At 47.8% G+C, this 21,203-nt stretch carries 17 protein-coding genes; 4 read left to right on the forward strand and 13 right to left on the reverse strand.

Going from position 1 to position 21,203, the window contains the following annotated elements:
• Positions 1-22: 22 nt before the first annotated feature.
• The 10 genes from TY10_RS17250 to TY10_RS17295 form a co-directional block, all read right to left on the reverse strand.
• Entirely contained in the window at positions 23-1,621 is a 1,599-nt protein-coding gene (locus tag TY10_RS17250) for a response regulator (protein ID WP_081735335.1), read from the reverse strand.
• A complete protein-coding gene (locus TY10_RS31675; protein ID WP_238327734.1) occupies positions 1,611-2,771 on the reverse strand; it encodes a sensor histidine kinase in 1,161 nt (386 codons plus the stop codon). Before TY10_RS31675 ends, TY10_RS17250 begins: the two co-directional genes overlap by 11 nt.
• Positions 2,689-3,402 (reverse strand): hypothetical protein, encoded by a 714-nt coding sequence (locus tag TY10_RS31680; RefSeq protein ID WP_042166057.1) that lies wholly within the window; start codon positions 3,400-3,402, stop codon positions 2,689-2,691. Before TY10_RS31680 ends, TY10_RS31675 begins: the two co-directional genes overlap by 83 nt.
• A 1,225-nt stretch (positions 3,403-4,627) precedes the next feature.
• Complete coding sequence (locus TY10_RS17265) at positions 4,628-5,188, reverse strand: YdeI/OmpD-associated family protein (protein WP_042166060.1); 561 nt, start codon at positions 5,186-5,188, stop codon at positions 4,628-4,630.
• Positions 5,189-5,500: 312 nt separating this feature from the next.
• Positions 5,501-6,358, reverse strand: a complete 858-nt coding sequence (locus tag TY10_RS17270; RefSeq protein WP_042166062.1) for a metallophosphoesterase family protein — start codon at positions 6,356-6,358, stop codon at positions 5,501-5,503.
• A gap of 35 nt (positions 6,359-6,393) precedes the next feature.
• Positions 6,394-6,735, reverse strand: a complete 342-nt coding sequence (locus TY10_RS17275; RefSeq protein WP_042166064.1) for a DMT family transporter — start codon at positions 6,733-6,735, stop codon at positions 6,394-6,396.
• Positions 6,732-7,514, reverse strand: a complete 783-nt coding sequence (locus TY10_RS17280) for an HAD family hydrolase (protein WP_042166067.1) — start codon at positions 7,512-7,514, stop codon at positions 6,732-6,734. The genes TY10_RS17275 and TY10_RS17280 overlap by 4 nt, the downstream gene beginning before the upstream one ends.
• A gap of 16 nt (positions 7,515-7,530) precedes the next feature.
• Complete coding sequence (locus tag TY10_RS17285; protein ID WP_042166068.1) at positions 7,531-8,880, reverse strand: ABC transporter substrate-binding protein; 1,350 nt, start codon at positions 8,878-8,880, stop codon at positions 7,531-7,533.
• Between the two features lie 41 nt (positions 8,881-8,921).
• Positions 8,922-9,764, reverse strand: coding sequence for a carbohydrate ABC transporter permease (locus TY10_RS17290; protein WP_042166071.1), 843 nt, complete (start codon positions 9,762-9,764; stop codon positions 8,922-8,924).
• A 21-nt stretch (positions 9,765-9,785) separates the two neighbouring features.
• Entirely contained in the window at positions 9,786-10,667 is an 882-nt protein-coding gene (locus TY10_RS17295) for a carbohydrate ABC transporter permease (protein WP_042166073.1), read from the reverse strand.
• Between the two features lie 230 nt (positions 10,668-10,897).
• Here TY10_RS17295 and TY10_RS17300 point away from each other — a divergent pair, with 230 nt between their 5' ends.
• Together TY10_RS17300 and TY10_RS17305 are read left to right on the forward strand one after the other, a co-directional pair.
• On the forward strand, positions 10,898-11,488 hold the full coding sequence (locus TY10_RS17300; RefSeq protein ID WP_081735341.1) for a GbsR/MarR family transcriptional regulator: 591 nt from the start codon (positions 10,898-10,900) through the stop codon (positions 11,486-11,488).
• Positions 11,489-11,615: 127 nt separating this feature from the next.
• The gene (locus TY10_RS17305) at positions 11,616-11,831 is read left to right on the forward strand and encodes a hypothetical protein (RefSeq protein WP_042166076.1); all 216 of its coding nucleotides are present in this window, start codon (positions 11,616-11,618) and stop codon (positions 11,829-11,831) included.
• A gap of 66 nt (positions 11,832-11,897) precedes the next feature.
• On the opposite strand, the gene TY10_RS17310 is transcribed toward TY10_RS17305, so the two are convergent.
• The gene (locus tag TY10_RS17310) at positions 11,898-12,902 is read right to left on the reverse strand and encodes an aldo/keto reductase (protein ID WP_042166078.1); all 1,005 of its coding nucleotides are present in this window, start codon (positions 12,900-12,902) and stop codon (positions 11,898-11,900) included.
• A gap of 188 nt (positions 12,903-13,090) precedes the next feature.
• Here TY10_RS17310 and TY10_RS17315 point away from each other — a divergent pair, with 188 nt between their 5' ends.
• Positions 13,091-13,891: an AraC family transcriptional regulator gene (locus TY10_RS17315; protein WP_042166080.1), complete on the forward strand. Its 801-nt coding sequence runs from the start codon at positions 13,091-13,093 to the stop codon at positions 13,889-13,891.
• A gap of 780 nt (positions 13,892-14,671) precedes the next feature.
• On the forward strand, positions 14,672-14,941 hold the full coding sequence (locus tag TY10_RS17320; RefSeq protein WP_238327735.1) for a hypothetical protein: 270 nt from the start codon (positions 14,672-14,674) through the stop codon (positions 14,939-14,941).
• Between the two features lie 176 nt (positions 14,942-15,117).
• Here TY10_RS17320 and TY10_RS28985 read toward each other — a convergent pair whose 3' ends face one another.
• Together TY10_RS28985 and TY10_RS17330 are read right to left on the reverse strand one after the other, a co-directional pair.
• On the reverse strand, positions 15,118-17,301 hold the full coding sequence (locus tag TY10_RS28985; protein ID WP_052350606.1) for a YyaL domain-containing protein: 2,184 nt from the start codon (positions 17,299-17,301) through the stop codon (positions 15,118-15,120).
• Between the two features lie 355 nt (positions 17,302-17,656).
• Positions 17,657-21,187 carry a carbohydrate-binding protein gene (locus TY10_RS17330; protein WP_042166082.1) on the reverse strand — a complete coding sequence of 1,177 codons (3,531 nt, stop codon included), beginning with the start codon at positions 21,185-21,187 and terminating at the stop codon, positions 17,657-17,659.
• Between the last annotated feature and the right edge of the window lie 16 nt (positions 21,188-21,203).

Below are 21,203 nucleotides of genomic sequence, written 5' to 3' on the forward strand. Positions count from 1 at the left end.
TTTATTTTTTTGAAAAAGGCAGCTACAACTGGCCGAATGCTTCGCGGTACTCAGAGGGTGTGCGACCGGTAAATTTCTTGAATACTTGGCTGAAATACCGCTGATTCTCATAACCGACCAGCTCCGCAATTTCATTCACCTTCCGCTCAGGAGAGCACAGCAGTTCGCAAGCCTTCTCCATCCGCTTGCGCGTCAAATACTCGATAAAATTCTCATCGGTGACCGCCTTGAACAGCTTGCTCAAATAAGCCGGGTCCATGTAATGACGGGTTGCAATGTCGATTAAGCCGATATCCTCGAAGTAATGCTCATCCATATATTGCGCGATTTGCCGGACGATCTGAACCGATTCAGGCATGTCACGATTTTTGCTAAAGTCCTCTGCCGCCGAAGCCAATCTGTCTAGAAAAGATCGCAGCTCCAGCGGACTAAGCACCGCTTCAACGGCTTGCGGCTCAAATAAAGCAGGCTCTGCCGCCGCGATACCGTTCATTTCGGAAATAGCGGCTTGCCGGATTTTAAATAGCTCCCGATGTACGTCGCGAATTGACGCCTCGGCATGCTGCCCCAGCTTCCGTACAAAGTCACTCATAATGCCCCGCATATCCTTCGCTTTTCCCGAGCCGAACGCCTGTCCAAGCCGCTTCAGATCGAACGAGGCGAGCAGCTCCAGCCCGGATGCCCGCTCACCGGCTTCCCCGTGACGGACGGTTAGGCCGTTTCCGGCAAAACGGTTATGTTCATAGGCGTCAATCGCTGCTCCGTATGCCTCCGGCAGCTTTTCCAAGCCGCCAAACTCAGCGCTAATTCCCACCGCTACGTCGCCGCCAAGTGTCTGGTGGACGGCCTTATGAAAGGCAAGCAGCGTTTCTTCTGTACGCTTCTTGTGGAAGGAAGTGACCGGCAATATGAGGCAGAGGCGAAACCGGTCATCCGATTTGTAGATCCAGGCATGCTCTTCCTGCGGCAACAGCTCGTACATAATATTTTCGAGACAAAACATAAACAGATCGGCATTGCCATGAAATTTGATCCGCGCTATTTCCTTGAACTGGCGAATGACACAGACCGCGACCCGATAGCCGTCCGCAGACAGCGCCGGTGCAAGTCCCAGCTCCTCTGCCTGTGATTGAATATCGAATTTATTCGTAATCCGCTTGTTGGCTACATGCTGAAGAAAGTCTTCACGCCGCAGCTTCATCATCTCTCGGGAAGACTTCCGTTCCTGCTGCCTGCTGGAGTATTCACTCACCGCTTCAATCGCTTTGGTGAGCGCCCCGCGCAGCTCTGCAACGGCGACCGGCTTCAGAACATACTCGCAAGCCTGGAAGGTCAGTGCCGCCTTCAAATATTCAAATTGCGAATAACCGCTGATGACGATCACTCTAATCTCGCTGAATTCGCGGTACAGCGTCTCCAGAAACTGCTGTCCGTTCATCACCGGCATATTCATGTCCGTAACGACGATATGTGGTTTGTTGATCTGAATGAGCTGAAGCGCCTCTTCCCCATGCTTCGCTTCTGCAATTACTTCCGTCTGGAGTCCCAGCTCATCTATCATTTTGACGATCGTTTTGCGGCTTAGCGCTTCATCGTCGACCACCATTATTTTATACATCATTCATCCCTCGTTTCTTGTAGGGGATTCGAATTCGAATCGTCGTTCCTTTCCCTAGCTGGCTGTCCAGCTCCAGTCCGTACGGTTCGCCATAGACGAGCCGGATGCGTTCATGTACGTTTTTCAGACCGATAGAGACGCCCGAGAGCACTTCAAGGGAACGTTTCTCCAGATTGCGCTGCAGTGCGGACAGCTTGTCCGGCTCGATGCCAGAGCCGTTGTCCCGCAGCTCCACGATTACGGATTCATCCTGTCGGTATGCAGCTAGCCGTATCCTAAGCTGGCCTTCACTTTGCTTGTCCAGAACATGCACAACTACATTCTCAATAATCGGCTGCATGACAAAGCGAATGATAGAGACGTCCATCAGATCGGGCTCAATTTCAAATTCGGTCGAGATCGATTCCTCAAATCGAAGCTGCTGAATGTACAAATAGTTGTTCACGTGCGCCAGCTCCTGCGTGATCGTCGATTCCATATTGCCCTCGTAAAAGCTGTAGCGGAACATATCGGCCAGCGCCCGGCACATTTCATGGATATCATATTCGCCGATGAGCACCGCCTTGCCGCCAATCGTCTGGAGCGTATTATAGAGAAAATGAGGATTGATCTGCATCTGCAGCGTTAAAATTTGTGCCTCTTTGTTACGGAGCTGCATCTGGTACTCCGTCTCGATCAGCTCCCGGATTTTATCCGTCATGAAGTTGAAGTTGCGCATCAGCTCCGACAGATCGTCACGATAGCGCCTTGGCTCCAAGGTGACATGGAAGTCGCCCCCGCGTACGGACTTCATCGCTTTTCCAAGCAGTTGTATCGGTCTCGTAATCGATTTCTGCACGAGCATGGAGCATACGGCAACGATAAAAATGACGAAAGCAACCGCGCCGATAATGATGAACATCGTATTTTTGCGGTTTTGGGCAAGCTCCGTTGCCGGATAAAGAATCGTTAACCCGATATTGGCGTGGTCCAGCTTAGACTGATTGACAAGCAAATCCTTGCTTTTCGAAAAATGCAATTCCCTCGTCCGTTCAATAGGGGGTTCATCCGGCCTTGCGTATGGCTGCACCTCATCCGGGTAATCTTGGTTGGTTCGATAAAAGGTCTCGCCGAACGTATTTTGCAATGAGATGACGTTCGGAGGCCGGTTCATTGATTCGAATTTTTTTGGTCAGCTCTTTATGCTGTACGAAAAATACCATAGAGCCAAATTTTTTGCGGTAAAACGGGTCATAAATCGTAATGGAATAGACAAATAAATCTTGATTCAGCATCGGCTCGCGGTAGGTGTACATCAAGGTATGCTGAAATGGCAAATCGAGCATCTCCTTGAAGTGGGGAGTGCCCTGTCCCAGCCGAATCGTATCGTAGCTTGACGCCCTTGACCATGTATCCTTTAGTTCGTTGTTCTGACCATAGATCATAATCTTGATAATGTCCGTATTCTTATTGACGACAAGCAGATAATAGCTGGCTAACGACTCCCGAAGGTTGATCGTATCTGCATTGTTGTAATCTACGCCATGCGCCATCATGTTCGTAATCCGGCTAAAGCCGTAGACTTGCAGAGCAGAGGAAGTAAAATTACGGAAATATTCATCCAAGTCATCCGAGAGATAGGCTGCGTTCTGATCCGCGCTGCGAACCATCGTCTTCTCCAGCGACAAATTGCTGCTGCGGTAAAACAAAAAAGACAGCACCAGCATCGGAATAAGCGAGATGACGACGCTGCTCCATACGATCTTCGTTCGAATGCTTCTGTTCACGAAAAGCCATTTATACATGCGTGATGTCACTTCCCTGTCAAGGTGTCACTGCTGCTGATCGCACGCTGTAACGATTGTTCGCTTAAAACGCAGCGCGTTTTGCGCTCATAATTGTAACATTTCGCATGCGCCTGCCACAATTTAGTCTTTTGTCGGATTCATGTTCAATTTTTTATACTAGCGGGGTTGGGTGGGGCTAAGCATGCCCGACAAGACAGGTTATGAGGCTTGGCTGTAGCTAAGCTAGTGAGCTTAGCGTACCTGTCGGCCGGAGCGAATCAGCTTCGCTGTTTAACGAAGTAATTTTCGCTATTCTCGCAGTCGTGGCGAGGCGTTTGCGAATTAGCGAAGCAATTTTCGCTTTCCGTGAACCTAGATTCTCCATTTGCGAAGTTTGCTTCGCTGCGCCAACGTTGTGGTCCTCTCTGCCAACTAACTACGAAGTTTGCTTCGCTATTTTGCGAAGCTGGTTCGCTGGAGCAGCAGAGCTTTAGCTCCAACAGCCTAGAGCGAAGCAGCTTCGCATTGTAACGAAGCTGCTTTCGCTACTCTGGCTGTCGGGACGGAGCGTTTGCGGTTTAGCGAAGCATATTTCGCTTTTCGTGAACCTAGGTTCTCCATTTGCGAAGTTTGCTTCGCTGCGCCAACGTTGCAGTCCTCTCCACCAACTAACTACGAAGTTTGCTTCGCTATTTTGCGAAGCTGATTCGCTGGAGCAGCAGAGTTTAAGCACCAACAGGCTAGAGCGAAGCAGCTTCGCTGTTTAACGAAGCGATTTTCGCTATTCTGCCTGTTGGGACGCGGCGTTTGCGAATTAGCGAAGCAAATTTCGCTTTCCGTGAACCTAGGTTCTCCATTTGCGAAGTTTGCTTCGCTCCGCCAAAATTGCCTCCCACGTCTCACACTAACTACGAAATTTGCTTCGCTATTTTGCGAAGCTGGTTCGTTGGAGCAGCCATAAGAACTATTTTACTGGAGCGTGGCGAATCGGCAGTATGGTAACGGTACTTTTGGGGAAGTTGGGGGTTCGGAACAGCGATAGGCGGTGCTTCTTGAGAGAGGACGGGGTTCGAAGAGCTTAGTAACGGTGTGCTAGAAGGTTCGTGAATCCGAGTCTATGGCCAGAGCGAAGATGACTGAGTTGGAGTTGGAGTTGGAATAGCTTAGCGAAGATAAGCTACATGCTCAGAGATTCGTGGGTTCAAGCCCTCGAGTCTAACTAATTCCAGCGCAGCGCACCTCACTACTCCAGAAGGCGTCCGTTATCATGCCATTGACCATACAGTTTATTTTCTTTGGTGTTGGCAATAAATTTGTCTAATCTGCTCTGAAACAGCTCCGGCTGATCTTTAATGCTTTGTATGTTGTCAATCCGTACTCGGCTATAGAGAGCTGGAAGAGCCAAAAAATTCGCATACACTTGGCTATCCTCTTTCAGCCTTTGTTCTATGTCACAATCTATTCCAAAAGAGGCCATATCAGGAAGAATTTTTCTGCCTTCATCGCTCATTAGGCCCAGCTTTTCAAGGCGGCGGACGCGCTCTTTGTTCAATTCCGTCCAAGAGCTCTTTTTACTCCTAGGAGACAGTCGCTGCGCCGTCCCCGCTCCAGCGTGTGACTTTTTGATTCCATCGATCCAGCCAAAGCATAAACACTCTTCAACGACGTCCAAATAGAGCAGCATATCCGGCTTAGGCGTCATACTTACTAAGACCCAACAGAATTTTTCCGTCTTGCCATGTTCCTGCAGCCAGTCCCTCAAATCTTCTCTAGAAGTAATCGGAAGCAAGTTTGCAATTTCCATAGTAATTGTTCAATCTCCTTTCGCATGGGGGAGAGTCATTCTATTCATTATAGCGTTAATACACTAGTCGATCCTCCTGACACACCTTATCAACTGTTGCGGTATAGCAGAACTACTGTCCGATAACACATCCCATGATCAACCCGGTGCTGCAGCACATTTTCCGATAAGACGATTTCGGGAAATATAAAGCTTGAAGCTTATCCTAAATTGCTCCATGCCCCTGCTATTATTATAAAAAAAGAAGTATGACAGCACTCTGTCATACTTCTTTCATACTTCTTCAAATATTTTTCTGTACCTGCCACGCAGCTAATCCGAAAGCTTTACCTCAAATTGAGCCGCTTCGATCCATGCACCGCGATCGAAGTCACGCCCTCTGACGAGCACCCGATCACCATACACTTCAATATAGTAGCCTTGGCTTCCGTCCTTATGCTCATCTTCATCCGTCCACAGATAAGCGACCGACGCCGCGTTAAACATCGCTGGCTGCTTTTCTTCCAGTTGATGAGCCGTATGACGGGCTTCCAGCTCCCAGTGGGTATGCCCGGTGAACAGCATCGCCTGAGGATGCTTGTTCAGAACGGCTTGCAGCTCCTCGTCTTCGGTTACGCCGAACCACTTCTGCTCCTCGAACGAACCGGCGACGGTGTCCTTTAAAGGCTGATGCAAAAATACGAATACCGGACGATCCGGCGATGCATCTTCGCCCAGCTTCTCATGGAGCCACGCCAGCTGCTCTTCAGAAAGCGTGCAGAACAGCTCCAAGCCCTGCTCCGTCCCGAGAAAAATAAAATGATAGCCTTCGATCCAATGGTCATGATAAGAGCCCGCCGTCCGGGTCGCCTCATTGAAATTCGAAAGCCGGCTTCGCCATTCGCCCAAACCTACGTCATGATTGCCCATCGTAAAATGAATCTCTGGTGCCGATTCCCCGCGTTCCCGAAGCAGGCGGCGCAGTTCCTCATACTCTTGCGGGAATCCGTGATCGGTAACGTCTCCGGCATGCATAATGCCAACACTATCAGGAGCATTTACTCTAATATCTTCAAGCGCTCTGGCAAAATTGCGGTTATGCGTATGCTCCGGGTCAGCCGTAATATGCGTATCGGTTATGACCTGAAAGGAGAGAAGCGGCAGCTGCTTGCATTCGATTGTGTTCTCCACGATTGACAACCTCCTCTAATTGATTCCGTTCCAGGTTAATGACCTTTGGTGCTTGCATTCAAACCCACTACACCAACAACGATAACAACGATCCAGCAAATCGAAGTGATCGACAGTTTTTCTTGAAAAACAAAGTACCCGATTAACGAGATGAGTACGATTCCGACCCCGGACCATGTGGCATAAACGGTGCTTACCCCCATATAGCCGAGCGTATAGTTAAGCGATGTAAAACTTGCGCCGTAGAAAATGAACATCATAATGGATGGAAGCAGCCGGGTGAAGCTCTCCGACCACTTCATCGACATCGTGCCCAGCACTTCCAGCAAAATTGCCATGCTTAGAAATAGCCAGCCGATGCCACTGCCTTCTTTCATTGCGAATCGCCTCGAATCGCAAGCTCCCGATAGGAAGTAATCGTCCAGTCAGCATCTGGCAGCAGCCCTTTAGCTGTTGCGGCATCGCTCGCAGCAATCCCGATTGCGGCTGCGGCTCCGGCTGCTTTTGCCATCCGCATATCTCCGTTCGTATCACCGATTACGACGACCTGTGAACAGGAAAGTCCCAGCTCGCGGCAAGCGAGCTCCGCCATATCAGGAAACGGTTTGCCCCGTCCCACTACGTCGTTACCCACGCAAGCTGTGAAATATTCGCCGATGCCAAGCCATTCCAAATGACGAATCGCAGGTTCCGTGTCATCGGCTGTTACCACCGCAAGCTTCAGCCCGTTATTGCGGCATTGCTCCAGAAGCGGCAGCAAGTCAGGCAGCAGCCGGGCTTGCCGGGCTTCTTCCAATGCCCGGTCTGCATAGCCTTTGCTTGCATAAGCCATTTCCTTGGACTCTGCCCAAGACAAGCCCGCTTGATAGCCTTGCCACGCCAGAATGGCGATCTGCTCTTCAATCGTACCCATAGCGAGCGGTCCGTTCCGGTCATAATCCGTTATGGTGCCAGTCTCGCCGCCAAATGTTCCCAGCAGCGAATCCTTGGCGGGTAAAGGCGACAGCCCCTTCTCCTCCAACAGGCTGGAGAACCGGGTGAGCAGACGCTCGCCCCAATATCCCCACGTATGGATAAAATCCATCAGCGTACCATCCTTGTCGAATAAAATGCCTTCGATTCGGCAGCTTGCACCCGCTATCGTCAATTCAGCCATTCGCAAACCCTCCTGCTTACTTCAATTTGTCAAGTTCTCGTTGTGCTTTTTCCTTTGCTTCCTTCAGTGCTTCCGCAGCCGGTACGTTGCTGATTTGAACTTTGTCCGCCGCAACCTTCAGTGCGTCGTTAATTTTACCGCCAGTTGGATCTTGGAACGGCTTCGATGCATGTGCTGCTTGCTTGAGCGGTACCATGCTTTGCGGATTTTCTTTTGTAAATGCCGCAAATTTCGGGTCATCCTGTGCGGACTGGCGAACTGCGATGTAGCCAGTGTTCATGGACCAGAACGCCGTATTTTCCGCATTCATGAAATAAGTGAACCATTTAAACGCTGCTTGCTGCTGCTCTGGGCTTGCACCTGCTGGAATACCTGCCATAATTGCGCTTGCGACTGGTTTGCCTGGGCCTTTGCCTTCCCAGCCTGGTTGCTCCATTGCGCCCAAAATGCTGAAGTCCAGATCGCCCTGGTCACCGCTGGAACCTGTGTAACCTGCTGCTTGGCCTTTCATGACATCATCAATCGTTTTGTACCAATATTCCCAGCCTTGTCCGCCGGAATGGATACGCATGATTTTGTCCTCATGAATCCATTTGCGGAATTGATCCCAAGTTTCTACCCATTCCGGAGAATCGATCGTAACGGTTTTGCCGTCTTCGCTAAGCACGGAACCGCCCTTGCCGAATACCGCGTCCATCATGTTCTCCATGCCCCACATTGGCTCCCAGCCGTAGAACGAAGTTTGGGCACCGTTCTTAACTGTCATTTCTTTTGCTGCATTAGCCAGTGCTTCCCAAGTGGTCAAGTCCTCTGGCTTCACGTTGATTTTCGCCAATGCGTCTTTCCGGTAGTACATTACTTGCGTCGTGCCGTACATCGGCAGGAAATATTGTTTGCCGTCTACTTTGCCTTGCTCCAGGAACGTCGGAATAACATCCGCCGCATTGAAGTCGGCTTGTCCAGCGATTAATTCATCCAAAGTTGCATAATAGCCTTTGCGTGCCCAATCTACGTTCGAGGAAAGAACGGCTGCCGGTACTTTGCCGCCAGCAATCGCTGCTTGCAGTTTTTTCTCTGTCTCGGAGTAATCAGCTTGTACAACCGGCTTCACGATTACTTCGCTCTGCGAAGCGTTGAAATTGTTAATGAGCGTTTGCATGTTCTCACCCAGCTTGCCGCCAAGCCCATACCAGAACTCGATCGTTACCGGCTCCGTAGCTGCTGGCGGTTGTGTCGCTTCGCCGTTTGCCGGCGCCTGACCCCCATTGCTTCCGTTAGTACCTGTACCTGTCGTCGAACCGCAAGCGGCCACGAACAGCATCGATAATACCCCAAACCCCGTCAACATTTTTTTCCAGTGCAACATTTGTTGTTTCCCTCCATTTATCGATTCTACATCGTAAAGCGTTATCCTTTACTTGCGCCTGCCGTCAGATTGACACTGCTGATAATGGTCTTTTGCGTAAGCAGAAACAGTGCAAGCAGCGGCGCAACCGTAAAGGCGCTGGCTGCCATAATCAAAGGCCATTTCAGTCCGTAAGCACCCCCTTCCACAAAGAAGCTCCGAAGTCCGGCCGAGATTAACTGCATGCTCGGATCTTTCGTAATAAGCATCGGCCAGAAGTAGTTGTTGTACTGGTCGATGAAGGTAATCAGAGCCAACACAGCAAAAGAAGGACGCGTGAGCGGAATTAGAATGGTCCATAAAATCCGGAAATGCGATGCTCCGTCGATCATCCCGGCCTCTACCATGTCATGAGACACTTGTAAGAAGGCTTGCCGGATCAAAAAGATCGAAAACACGCTTACGCAGTTGGATAAAATGAGCCCGCCGTACGTATTGAGCAAATTGAGCTGACCTAGAATGATGTAGCTCGGCAAATAAACGGCTGTCGCTGGCACCATGTAACCAACTAGCACGGCAGCGGTGAAAACACCTTTTAACCGGAATTTCATATGAGAGAGCGCATAAGCCATCATCCCGGAATTAATCACTTGCAGGACAACAATTGTACCTGCTACAAAAACGCTGTTGCCGATATAGCGTGCGAACGGCGCAGCATGCCAAGCGTCGGCGAAATTGCTCCATAATGGCGCATGCGGCCATAGCGTTGGCGGGAACTGCCAAATTTCATCATTCGTTTTCAAAGCATTCGTAACCATCCAATAAAACGGGAATGCGATAATAAGAGCTGCAGCCGCCAGCAGTATATGGCGGACTACGGTCCGAACCCCTTTTAACCCTTGCATGAGGCTTGTCCTCCTTCTCCCTTAGTTGTAATGTACATTGCGGCGTGAGACTGCGAACGAGAACAACGATAGCACGACGCAGCCGACAATAAGCGTAATGGCAACGGAAGAAGCTTCCCCGATCTGGAAGGAATCGAATGCCGATTGATAGTAGAGATAAAGCAGCGTGCGCGTCGAGCCCGCCGGCCCGCCTTGCGTCAGCACGTTGATCTGGTCGTAGGCTTGAAGCGCCTGAATGGTCTGTACGACAATCAGGAAGAACGTTGTTGGCGAAATGAGCGGCAAGGTTACATTCGTAAATTTGCGCCAGCCATTTGCACCATCCAGCTCCGCCGCCTCAAGCAGCTCCGGCGGTACATTCTTGATCGCTACCAGATAAAAGATCATGCACCAGCCGGCTGACTTCCATACGGTAACGAGCAGGACGCCGATTAATGCCCAATTGGGGTCCTCCAGCCAGCGGATGCCGTCGATGCCGATGAAACGAAGCAGGTTGTTGGCAAGGCCAACATCCGGTTCATATATCCAGGACCAGACGATGGAGACGGCAACTGTTGGCGTCACCCAAGGGGAGAACATCAGGGTCCGGTACAACGCGCCTCCCTTGAATTTATTGCTTAGCAACATCGCAAGCGCCAGTCCAACAATGACGACAGGCAGTACGCTGCCCAGGCAGAATAGTATGGAAATTCTCAGCGATTCATAAAAGGCCGGGTTGCTGAACAAGTTTTGATAGTTTTCGAACCCGACGAATACTTTGACAGGATTCATAAAATCCCATTCCATAAAGCTGAGATAGATGACGTAGACAAGCGGTGCAAACCAGAATACAGTCAATGGAACCATCGCAGGCAACGTGAAAAGCAGAGCTTTGAAATCTTGAGCAATCGCAGATCGTTTCATTGTTCCTCCCTCTTCAATAAGAGCTTAATTAGCACTTTTCTAATGTTCAATAATGATTGAATATTTGATATAATGATAAAGAATAAGATCATTCCTTTCCTCTGTTCAATAATTATTGTACGTTCGAATCATTATCGTATGGTTAACGCAAGATCAATTTTAAGTGGATATTATGTAAATTTTCGATCCCAGTCGGAGGCTATATCGTGAAGAAAGAGAACTCTGGAAAGATGAAGGAGCCGGAAACGGTCGGAGAGGAACTGCGGGTTAAGGTGATTGACGCGATCGCGCAGACGATGGATTTGTACGGAGCAAACTATTCATTCGGACAGCTTTACGGCATTATGTTTTTTGAAGACCGGCCAATGACGCTCGAAGAAATGCAGACGAGCATGAATATGAGTAAGAGCAATATGAGCTATGCCGTACGTTCACTGATCGATTCGAAAATGGTCACGAAGCTGAATGAGAAGCAGGATCGTAAAGAGCTCTACGCAGCGGAGACGGATTTTTTCAAAGCGTTTCAGGCGTTTTTCGTTACGAAGCTGCGGCGGGAAATCGATGTGATGCGCAGCGCAATTGTGGAGGTTATTCCCCCATTATCAGAGATGATTCTCGAAGTTGGTACGTCCGAAGAAGAGCGGGAGCAGGGCTTGAAGGATCTTCACAAACTGAGGCATGCCGAAAGCTATTACAATTGGCTGCATAAATTTGTCGATGATTTGGAGAACGGCGTTTATTTCAATTGGGAACCTGGAGACATAGGTACAGGGAATGCTGACAACAGCAATAGTGGCTCTAAATCAGAGCAAAAAGCTTAAACAGGCTTATTAACCTGTACAAACGACCGCTCCCGGGAAGCTGGTCCGCCATATATATAGAAGAAAAGCATTCGGCGATCCTTCGCCATTGCCAATCTTGTAATATAGGGAAGGATGCTGCTCCTTTATGTGGTGCTGTGTCGGTAAGGTCATTATTGTCAAAAATCAAGGCGTGATTAATTTTGGCAGAGCGGTACAAGTTGAATCGGATACGGTGGAAAAAAGCGTAGAAGCTCCTGCAGCTGAAGCCGCTCCGGCCACTCCAATCGATCCGGCAAAGGCTCCCTCCAAGAAGCCTGCCAAAGCTAAGGCATTCGGCAAGCATAAGTTAAAAAAACGATAACCTGATTTGCAAATGAAAGAGGCTGTATCCGGGTCCATGGACTCGAATGCAGCCTTTTTCATTATTTTACCAAGGAATATCGCCGATATCTTGCAAAATCGCATCGATTGACTTCAATTCATCTTGCGTGAATGGTGCTTGGCCAACCGCCTGTACGTTCTCCTCAATCTGGCTCACACGGCTTGCTCCGATCAGAACTGATGTTACGCCCCCGTCTCGCAGCGCCCAGGAAAGCGCCATTTGCGCCAGACTTTGCCCCCGGCCTTTGGCAAACGCTTCAAGCTGGCGGAATTTTCCCACCCGCTCCGGCGCAATCGCCTCCGGCTTCACAGTCAGAACGCCGGATTTGATCTCGGATTCCAGCTTATCGATATATTTGCCCGTTAGCTGTCCGCGTCCCAGCGGGCAAAACGCGATCGAACCGGCGCCCTGCTCCTCCAGCACATCCTGCAGGCCGTCTTCGATCCAACGGTTCAGCATCGAATAATTCGGCTGATGGACAAGCAGCGGCGTCCCCAACTCGCGCAGTATTTCGGCTGCTTTCCGTGTATCCTCTGGACCGTAATTCGATAGACCGACATAGAGCGCTTTACCTTGACGAACGGCTTGCGCCAGCGCGCTCATCGACTCTTCAATGGGTGTGTCCGGGTCTGGTCTATGGTGATAAAAGATATCGACATAATCGAGTCCCATCCGCTCAAGGCTCCGATCCAGACTTGCCAGCAGGTTTTTGCGGGAGCCCCACTCGCCGTAAGGGCCTGGCCACATGTAATAACCGGCTTTGGTCGAAATCAACAGCTCATCACGGTAAGGCTTCAAGTCCTTGCTGTATACTTGTCCAAAGGTTTCCTCTGCTGATCCGGCTGGCGGGCCGTAGTTATTCGCCAAATCGAAATGGTTAACACCCAAATCGAATGCTTTCCGTATCATCGCGCGGGAGTCCTCCAGCGGCTTATTACCGCCAAAGTTCTGCCAAAGACCCAGCGCAATTGCAGGTAATTTCAGGCCGCTTCTGCCGCTGCGTCTATATTCCATTTGCGTATAGCGTTGCTCATCTGCTTGATAAGGCATTATACATTCCTTCTTTCCTTCTAGTTGAGACTGCATAAAGCAATCAAGATAATGGTATGTTATAATTTAGAACCGGAATCTTTTTACACCACTAATTATATGCGACTCTATCGCCTCTATTAAATGTCGGCATGTAGTATATACATGTCATTATGTTATATATTTATCCGTTAAAGGAGAACGTCGGATTGAATATTCAATATTGTTATCACGGCAAGCAAGATTGCGAACCGGGCTACTATTGGGGACCCGGCTACAAAGAACAGTATAAAATTATGTTCATTCATAAGGGCAAAGGAATCTATCGGTTCAATGACAAAACCTATGCGCTAGAGAAAGGCCAAGGCTTCCTCGTCTTCGCCGATTCCGTTTGTTATATGAAGGCAGACCATGACGACCCATGGGTTTATTCATGGTTTGCTTTTACAGGTGATGATGTACAGCAGCTGCTGGAGCAGATTCAATTAACGCCCGACCATCCGATCTTCTCGTTCTCATCGCTGCATAAGGTGGATGCTTACTTGGAAGAATTAACGGATATGGATACGGGCGACCTGAATGGCCGGCTGCGCTGCCAAAGCCTGCTATTCCGTCTGTTGGCGGAATGGACGGACCTGCTCCTTGCTGACCGTCAGACGCCACGCAGCTTTCGGGCCAAAGATGTATATGTTCGCAAAGCGATGGATTATATCCATACGAACTACAGCCTGAAAATAACGATTTCCAGCCTAGCGCAGTTCATACGAATTGACCGGATTTATTTATCTACGCTGTTCAAGGAAAGCTCAGGGCTCTCACCGCAGCAGTATTTACTGCAGTTCCGTATTCAGAAAGCATGCGACCTGCTTGTGAACCCGGCGCTGAGCATCACGGATGTGTCGCATTCCGTCGGGTACAACGACCCGCTGCTATTCTCTAAAATGTTCAAAAAGGTGATCGGCTCCTCGCCAACGGCTTATCGGGAGCAGCGGTATCGTGTTCTGGAGTGAGAGGTGTGGGAAAGAACCAGCCTAATTTTCAGCTAATTAGCGACTTCGCTAATTCGTGAAGACAAATTCGCTCTTTTTCCGTCGGCCGTGGCACACTGCAGACACAGCGAAATTTAGTTCGCTCCAGCCCAGCCACCTATGTAAACCAAACTCCACAGCAAAGAATGATTCGCTAATTTGCGAACCTGCTTCGTTAAATCGAAACCTTAACGTTGCCGTCTCTTATGGCGTAAGACGCATAGGCTTCACTCGGCTGCATTAGCTGGTGCATTTACATCGAGCCACATCCTTCAAACACTATTACGAACCGCCTTCGCTATTTAGCGAAGGCAAATTCGCTCTTTCCCCCTCTAACGTGATACCCAACAGCTACAGCGAAGAACGATTCGCTAATTTGCGAACCTGCTTCGTTGGAGGCATATGGGCGTATGACATACAAAGTACTACCTAGTTACGTTGGTCCGGTGGCCTGGTGGTGTGGTTGGTCTCGTTGGTCTGGTTGGTCTGGTGTGTTCGGCTCAGCCAGTATGCAGTTAACCTGCCCCACATTAGTTACTGCTTAATAAGTAAGAGTTATACGAATAAATATGTTATGAGCTAAACGCCCCTATTCTGCTGCAACTCCACTTCTGTACGGTATACACACGCTGCCCGGTTTGAGCATATTTTGTATCGTGATGAATCAACAACGGGATGAACTCCTGCCGCCTTGTAACAACCCTCCGTTTCGAGGGTATAAAGACCACACTATACGTCTATGCGTCATGAGGAGGCGAAGCATTGAGCAAAACTAAAGCGGAACCTATGGACATGGGACAGTCTATCAGCAAATCTGAAAATAATGCAGCTAAACTCGCCCTCATAGGCAGCGCAGTTACTACGTTTGGTGATTTAATAACGACAATCGCAGCTGTAATCGCACTGGAAGAAATCGCTGCTAGCGACATTCTGGACCAGGAGAACCAACGGATTCAGGATGAGAAAATGTCAAATATGCAAAAACAAATTGATTACTTAACCGCACAGCTCAATCAATTATCGAAAAAATAAACATCCCTCCAGCTTCTTCTTCAAACGCAAATAAGCAGCCGTCATCGGCTGCTTATTGCTTTTTTAAAGACTCTAGACTCTAGCTCTCTAATTCCCCTAACATCTCCAATTTTACATGGCAATGGACTATTTAGTTTCAGTGCACCGGCTTACCTTTATTAAATGAAACGAAGGGTTTATCGTAAACCAGTGGTCAAATCATTCTCTTCTCCAGTTAACAACTGGAACCCCTTTGTATTAAAACGAACTGTAATGGATGCTCCAGAAACTAGAGTCAGTGAAGGAAGCAAACCAATGTGACGCTGACCTAATGCTGTACCTGTGTCAGTCTTCGTCTCGGACAATACAGACACCTTTGCGGTAAAATTGGTATCATTACTTAACCGTAATGTCAGCTCGCTCCCTTGTACGTTACTGATCAATTCTGCTCCTATGTGATCAAAAATCATATATAAACCAGTATCAGGCTGCACATAAAGACCCGGTACCTCCACAATAGTCAACATAAGAGCTGTTTCGCTCCAACAAGACCCATTAAAGACACCACCTACTTTGTCCTCGCCTTCCCATGAACTTAAATTCACTCTTTCGTTCACAAAACCTGGTGGTAATGCGCTTTTTTCTTCATCCCAGCTCATGATTGGGCGATCTTGCCTTGATAAATACTGCGGAATTGTTCGGGCAATATCACGCAGCAGCTCCAAGTATAAAATATCTCCAGTTGCACGGAATAACTTTAATAACGAATCTCCGGAAAGTGTACAAATACCAGGAGCGCTATGTTGGTTTTGAGCGTTTGCCAATACAGTTCCCGTTGTTTTCATATCCAACCGACCGAACTCAGCAGATGCTGGCCAGCGGAAATCATAGGATACACACCATGTCATACAAAGATGTGCCGCTTCCCGAGCTGCCGTAAGCCATTGCTCTTCACCAGTAGATTCATATAATACAACTAACGATTCTAGCAAGGCAAAAGCAGATTCGCTGTCAGGACACTGCAAAATTTCACCAGGTCCTCCTGTCGTAACGCCTGCCCATAAATCTCTTTCCACATATAACTTAGCAGCTTCACGAGCAACCGTATCATACCTCTCATCTTGCCAATAGGAGGATGCCAGCATTAATCCAGCTGGTATGATGGCTCCCGAAGTGGAGCCGCCCACAATAATATCTCCCGTGTGAACATCGAGAAACTGGCCAAACTGTTTATTATTTTCCCAAGCCACAACAAATGCATCCGCAAGCCGCCGAGTACCTTCTATCCAAGCAGAGGGTATCATCTCACCCTGCTGCTCCAGTAACAGTAATTGCTTCATTACAAAGTACAATACATCTCCGCTCTTTCTGACAAGATGCCATCGGGATGCATCCTCGCGGTCAAACCCATCTCCCGGGTATTGCCCCTTCGAATAGATACCATGGAACAGGCCAGCCTCAGTCTGCGTGCCAAACATAAAATCAATGGTATCCATTGCTCGTTCCTTACTTTGCTCGTTTCCTTTCACAAGTAACGGGTAAGTGCTAATGCCGCCTCCGACCCAACCGCTTTGCCAATCCTGAAAATGATTCTCTCTCAAACCAACAGAATAATATTTTTCATTCTCTTCCCAATTCATCTGGTTATATTTTTCTTCAAGAATCCCCCAAGCTGCCGAGAAAGGAATGACCGATGGTAAACTTTGAGCTTCAGCCATAGATTTACGAATAGGAGCAAAGCAACGAATCCATTCTGTCACACTATTAGAATGAAAAACATGTGCTCGCAGCTTGACCCAATGTAACTCGGAATTTAAACCGTTATTAGATTTTGCTTCCTTGTGTGGAATTCTTAAGCTTAAAACCGCTTTAGAGCGGTTTTGATTTTCTGTCAAAGCGATACAGAGAGCTCCTTCTGGCACATTATGTTCCAGCAGCAGCCATAGACTGATCTGTTGTGAGGGAAAATAAATGCCTATAGCTGGCGTTGAAAGATCATGGGTGTCTCGTATAAGTTCTGACTCACCTTCACCAATATTCAGCCGAGCAATGTTCGTAACAGTTACGGGCAAGTCCTTACGAAGATCGTTCTGATCCTTAAATATCGGCGGATACGGAATATTTCTAGCCTGAAAGCGATTTCCGCCATACACCGAACCTGGCAGCATAACCTGATTTTCCGTCGACCAATTTTCTAAAGGAAAATCTACTTGCGTATACGGCCAGTAGTCATCCTTTTGATTTGAGTAAGAACTAATACCTAAATGACATTCAAACACTCCTGTCACAAGTTCTTCCTGCAACCACATGAGACTAGCTTCGTTATTGATTATCTCGGGCTTCCGAAGCCCCGATATTCCCCACATATCCTGATTGTTCATCTTTTCTCCTACTCGTATAGTAATTTTTAAAAGCCCTTTTAGATCCATTTCCAGATCTCGAGGGGACTGAAAGGAGCCTTTGAATTTTCCAATGAATTGTTCTTTGAAAATCGAAATAGGAATCCGGCATAATTTCCAATTCTCATGATTACAAAGGAGGCGACCTAAAGAAGATAATCGCCTCCTAATGCTCATCATAGAAGTGTTATGACTTAATCAATAGCAGATTATAGATCACTTGAGCCGCTTCAGCGTGAGTGGTAATGCCTTGCGGATCGAAGCTGTTCGCCGTACGTCTCTTAATCAGCCTGCAGCTTGAGCACTCTAACCAGCAGCGCCACAAATTCGGCACGCGTTATTTAAAGGTAAACCAATCGATACTCCCATAACCGACACCGCTGCCCTTGGTAACCAAGAACAAATGATGAACACCACTAGCTCCTGATACAGGTATCGTCTGCGTTTGGAACGTTGTAAATCCTCCGGTGTTATTAAATGTATACGTTCCAATCAATGGACCTGTTATACTGTCCAGCCTAAGTTCAAGCTCTTTACTGGCGTAGCCCGGGTCAGCAGCTGCACGAACTTGAAATTGATTCGACTGTCCACTTCCAAAATCAATGTTGTAGTAGCCTATCCAGTCTCCTCCATCAATCCAGCCCAGATACCTCCCTGTACCTCCAGCACCAGTCTGGACGCCATGAGATGCGCTGAAATTTTCGGCCTGGATGATTGAGGTTGCTTTGGTTGAGAAGGTAAACCAATCGATATTCCCATAACCGGCACCGCTGCCCTTGGCAACCAAGAACAAATGATGAACACCACTAACTGCTGATATAGGTATCGTCTGCGTTTGGAACGTTGTAAATCCACCCGTGTTATTAAATGTATACGTTCCAATCAATGGACCTGTTATACTGTCCAGCCTAAGTTCAAGCTCTTTACCGGCGTAGCCCGGGTCAGCAGCTGCACGAACTTGAAATTGATTCAACTGTCCGCTTCCAAAATCAATGTTGTAGTAGCCTATCCAGTCTCCTCCATCAATCCAGCCCAGATACCTCCCTGTACCTTCAACACCCGTCTGGACGCCCTGAGATGCGCTGAAATTTTCGGCCTGGATGATTGAGGTTGCTTTGGTTGAGAAGGTAAACCAATCGATATTCCCATAACCGCTACCACTCCCCTTGGCAACCAAGAACAAATGATGAACACCACTAGCTCCTGATATAGGAATCGTCTGAGTTTGGAACGTTGTAAATCCTCCGGTGTTATTAAATGTATACGTTCCAATCAATGGACCTGTTATACTGTCCAGCCTAAGTTCAAGCTCTTTACCGGCATAGCTCGGGTCAGCAGCTGCACTAACTTGAAATTGATCCAACTGTCCGTTTCCAAAATCAATGTTGTAGTAGCCTATCCAGTCTCCTCCATCAATCCAGCCCAGATACTTCCCTGTACCTTCAGCACCAGTCTGGACGCCCTGAGATGCGCTGAAAATTTCGGCCTGGATGATTGAGGTTGCTTTGGTTGAGAAGGTAAACCAGTCCATATTTAAAAAACCGCTCCCGCTGCCTTTGGCAACAATAAACAGATCTCGAACACCGCTGGCACCTGTTATCGATGCGTTCTGTGTAGTAAAAGTGGTCGAACCGCCTGTATCGTTAAGAGTAAGTGTGCCGATGAGCTCACCAGTGACGCTGTCCAGCCGCACTTCAAGCTGTTTGCCAGCATGAGCAGGGTCAACCGCAACACTTACATTGATTTGATTAATTGAATTCACTTCTCCAAAATCTATATTTTTGTAACCAGCCCAGTCTCCTTCACTAGCCAATCCTATATATTTTCCAGTACCCCCATCCTCTGTGTGAGCACCTTGAGCCGTATCATAATTTTCAGCCTGGTGTATATCCGTTGCTGACGTTGGTATTTCTACTGGTGTTAAAGCAGCACCCAGCCACCCCCCTTGGGCGTTTACCGTATTGATGATGGTATTGCGCAGAAGATCATAACCAGGTGGCTTATTAATGTCCATAATAACATTATTAGTAGACGTATTCGTTGAATTACCAGAGTTATTAAAGTATCCGTCCCCCGGGCTCCAAAAAATATTATTTGATGCTGTATTATAGGCTGTGTGATTATCAAAATAGATAGAAACCCCTTTGTTTAATGGGCTTGTACCTACATTGTGATCCCATAATGTGTTAGTTCCCGCTGACCATGTATAAAGAGCCCCTCCATCATGCAACGCTTCCATATAGTTGTCCACGATGTTGTATTGAACCGTATTGTCACTTGAGTGCATATAAGGTATACCCGTAAATGGATCATAGGGTCTATGGGCTTCTACCTCAGTCCATCTCATTTGGTAAAAAGCCTGATTGTTCCCGTAAGAGTCGGTAGTATCTACCTTTGACGGATCATTCATTGGTTCATAGTGTGTTCCCACAATAGAAATACCTGCATAAGGACTATCATGAAAATAATTATATTTTATCGTATTATTGTTACTGCCATAAATGGATAAAGGTCCGGAGTGCATATAGTCTAGACCTACATGGTGAACATGATTACGCTCAATGATATGATTTTTATTTACGTCTACATCTCCAGGACCATATCCGGTTATCTGTATGCCTCCTGAAGAGGAGTAAGCGATTTCATTGCGAGTCAGCGTTACATGTTGCGCATAATGGTCAAGTGCAATGCCTTGCGAGCCTGAGTAAGCAATAAGATTGCTATCCATGACAATATGGCTTACTCCTTGCATATAGATCATAGCATCCGGGTTTTCTGCATTTCTTACCAACCAATCAGGGTTGTATTGATCTTCAGGAGTACGATCCGAATACATAAATTGAAGATTACGAAACTCTACGTACTGAACTTGATTTGTCCAATTTTGAGCTTCCTCATCCCCCTGTAAACGCAAAATTTCGTTTAGCTTCGGTGCAAAAACGGTTTTCCCGCTCATTGTTCCATCAGATGGCCAGTAATACACTTTCCCGGCAGCTGAATCCACCACCCATTCCCCTGCTTGATCAAGAACTGGAAGTGCATTGAATATATTATAGTGGCCTCCTTCTAAAGAAAGAAGGTTTTCAAATTGCACAGGAGCCTTACTTTGAAGCTTAGCCGTATTGTTTACCGGATCAATCGAATCAATAGGCGCGACAATGTTCCACCACCATGCAGTCGTCATCGAAATCTCGACATCCCTGTTGCTCGGTATATGATCAAGCACCCCTTGCGGGAATGTAATTGATCTGCCGGATGGACTTGGGCTTCCTGCCGCAGTAAGGACAGGCCACGTCGTCCAATTTGTATTTTGAAACGACTTGGCAACAGGTTGACTAACGTCATTGACAAACATGGAATGAAATCTCCATCCCGGCGAAATGTTAGCCACAAACACTTTTCCTTTGGAGGATTCAGGAAGACCTGCGGGATAAGAATCTTCTAACAGGCTCCACCCGGTTATTTCCTGTTTACTTGAAATGATTGCCGTCTCTCCCGGGTAAGACTGATACACAATGGGTGATCCTTCGCTGCCCGAATCGTCAGGTGTTAAAGTAAAAGTCGTAGATTGAATATATTCTCCATTTCTTAGGTATACCGTAACTCCCCCGTCCGGTATACCGTTGGCAGCTTTTAATTCTCTGATCGCTGTTTGCGCTTTCGTAAGTGTGGCGAATGGCTCAGACAATGTACCGGGGTTCGAATCGTCCCCATCTGGAGCAACATAATAAACAAAGTCGGTACTGGCATGGACTTTTCCATTAAATGAACCGAACGAACTTGAAAGCACCAAGGATACTATAAATAAAGCTATTGTCAGCCTTTTTATTTTGTGTGCAAATCCATTAGGTAAGAATTTTGTTAACATTTACATTCCTCCTGTT

Origin of the sequence: Paenibacillus gorillae (assembly GCF_000513275.1) — a bacterium.
Lineage (GTDB): Bacteria > Bacillota > Bacilli > Paenibacillales > Paenibacillaceae > Pristimantibacillus > Pristimantibacillus gorillae.